We start from the raw sequence: 2,396 nt of genomic DNA, 5'->3' as shown, positions 1-2,396 counted from the left end.
CGGTCGCGCTGGTCACGTCGACCGTGACGGAGGCCGGCTACGCGCTGCGGGCGGACGGCGGCCTCGACCTCGACCGGCCCGACGTGCGCGCCGACCTCGACGCGCTGCGGGCCGACCCGCGCGCCCTGGTGCGCACCGCGCCGGCTCGGCTCGTCGCCGGCCTGGCGGCCCGCCGTCGAGCGGACGCCGGACCGCTCACGCTCGTCCCGTGCGACAACCTGCCCGGCAACGGCGCGGCCGTCTCACGTGCCGTGCGCGACCTCGCGGAGGCGCTGGACCCGACGCTCGCGGCCTGGGTCGAGGCGCACGTCACCGCCGTCACCACGATGGTCGACCGGATCACGCCCGAGCCGACCGCCGACGACGTCGCTCGCGTGCGGTCGGCGACGGGTGTCGCCGACGCGGCGCCCGTCGTGACCGAGCCGTTCAGCGAGTGGGTCCTCGCGGGGACCTTCGCCGCCGGTCGTCCCGCGTGGGACCGGGCCGGCGCCCTCGTCGTGGCCGACGTCGACCCGTACGAGAAGCGCAAGCTGTGGCTGCTCAACGGCGCCCACTCGCTCCTCGCCTACACCGGGCTCGCGCGGGGGCTCACGACCGTGGCGGAGGCGGTCGCCGACGCGACGTGCCGCACGTGGGTCGAGGAGTGGTGGGACGAGGCGTCCGGTCACGTGCCCCTCCCGGCGGCCCAGGTCGCCGCGTACCGCGACGCGCTGCTCACGCGCTTCGCGAACCCGCGGATCCACCACCGCCTCGACCAGATCGCGACCGACGGATCGCTCAAGCTGCCGGTGCGCGTGCTGCCGACCCTGCGCACCGAGCGCGAGCGGGGCCGCCTCGGCGCCGGCGCGAGCCGCGTCGTCGCCGCCTGGATGTGCCACCTGCGGGGCGACGGTCCGGTGCGGGACGCGGACGCGGAGCGCGTGCGGGCGGCCGCCGCAGGCCCGCTGGCGCCCGCCGTCCGGCGCGTGCTCGGCCTCCTCGACCCCGAGGTGGCCGAGGACGAGACCGTCGTGGCCGCCGTCCTCGCGCAGGTCGAGGAGGTCGGTCGCGCGTGACCGTCATCGGCATCGACGTCGGCACGACGGCGGCCAAGGTCGTCGCCTTCTCGACCGGCGGGACGCGAACGGTCGCGACGCGCCCGTACCCCCTGCTCGAGCCCCAGCCGGGCCATCAGGTGCAGGACGCGGCAGCCGTGCTCGCGGCCGTCGACGACGCGCTCGCCGAGTGCCTGCGCGGGCTCGGCGCCGGCGGTGCCGTCCGCACGGCCGGCCTGTCGGTGAGCACCGCGATGCACGGTCTCGTGGGCCTCGACGCCTCGGGCGAGCCGACGACGCCGTTGCTCACGTGGGCGGACGGCCGCGCGGTCGCGGTGGCGGCCGAGCTCCGCGCGTCCGGGGTGGCCGCGCGTCTGCACGACCTCACCGGGACGCCCGTCCACCCGATGTCGCCGCTCGCGAAGCTCCTGTGGTTCGCGCGCCACGACCGCGAGGTCCTGCGGCGCACGCGGCGCTGGGTCGACCTCAAGGCGCTCGTGCTCGCGCACCTCACGGGTTCCACCGTGACCGACCGGTCGTCCGCGTCGGGCACGGGGCTGCTGGACCGCCGGACGGGCCGCTGGAGCGCCGAGGCGCTCGCGGTCGCCGGCGTGCCGGCGGGGGTGCTCCCGACGGTCGTGGAGCCGGGCACGGTGCTCGCGCTGCGGGCGGACGTCGCCCGGCGCGTGGGGCTGCCGGTCGGCACGGCCGTCGTCGCGGGGGCGGCCGACGGCCCGCTCGGCAACCTGGGTGTCGGCGCGCTCCGGCCGGGCGTCCTCGGCCTGTCGCTGGGCACGTCCGGAGCCGTCCGCACCGTGACGTCGACGCCGCCCGAACGGCTCGACCCCGGCCTGTTCTGCTACGCGCTGCGCGGGCCGCTCTGGGTGCTCGGCGGAGCAGTGAGCACGGGCGGGGTCGTCCTGCGCTGGGCGGCCGACGCCCTCGCTCCCGGCGCCCCGTCCGGTACCCGGCAGCCCGAGGAGGCCCCGCTCGCCGAGGCGCTGCTCGCCGAGGCCGCGACCGTCCCGCCCGGCAGCGACGGCCTCGTCATGCTGCCGCACCTGCTGCCCGAGCGCGCCCCCTCGTGGGACCCGACGCTCCCGGGCGCCTACCTGGGGCTGCGCCCGGGCCACGGCCGCGGTCACCTGGTCCGCGCGGCCGTCGAGGGCGTCGTGAACCAGCTCGCGGGGCTCGTCGACCGTCTCGAGGCGCTGCACCCCGTGCACGAGGTGCGGGCGACCGGGGGAGCGCTCCGCTCGGCCGTCTGGCGCGAGAGCCTGGCGGCCGCGCTCGGCCGGCCCGTGCGCGTGGTCGACGCGGTCGCGGGCTCGGCGCTCGGCGCCGCGGCCCTGGGGGCCGAGG

At 78.6% G+C, this 2,396-nt stretch carries 2 protein-coding genes; both read left to right on the top strand.

Going from position 1 to position 2,396, the window contains the following annotated elements:
• On the top strand, positions 1–1,055 hold a 1,055-nt coding region (locus tag ICW40_RS20310), incomplete at its 5' end, for a mannitol dehydrogenase family protein (RefSeq protein ID WP_221655786.1).
• Positions 1,052–2,396, top strand: a 1,345-nt coding sequence (locus ICW40_RS21720; protein ID WP_221655785.1) for a gluconokinase, incomplete at its 3' end; no start/stop codon positions are given. The genes ICW40_RS20310 and ICW40_RS21720, both read left to right, overlap by 4 nt.

Source organism: Actinotalea ferrariae (genome assembly GCF_019733465.1).
Lineage (GTDB): Bacteria > Actinomycetota > Actinomycetes > Actinomycetales > Cellulomonadaceae > Actinotalea > Actinotalea ferrariae_A.
This window is presented reverse-complemented; position numbering and strand designations above follow the sequence as displayed.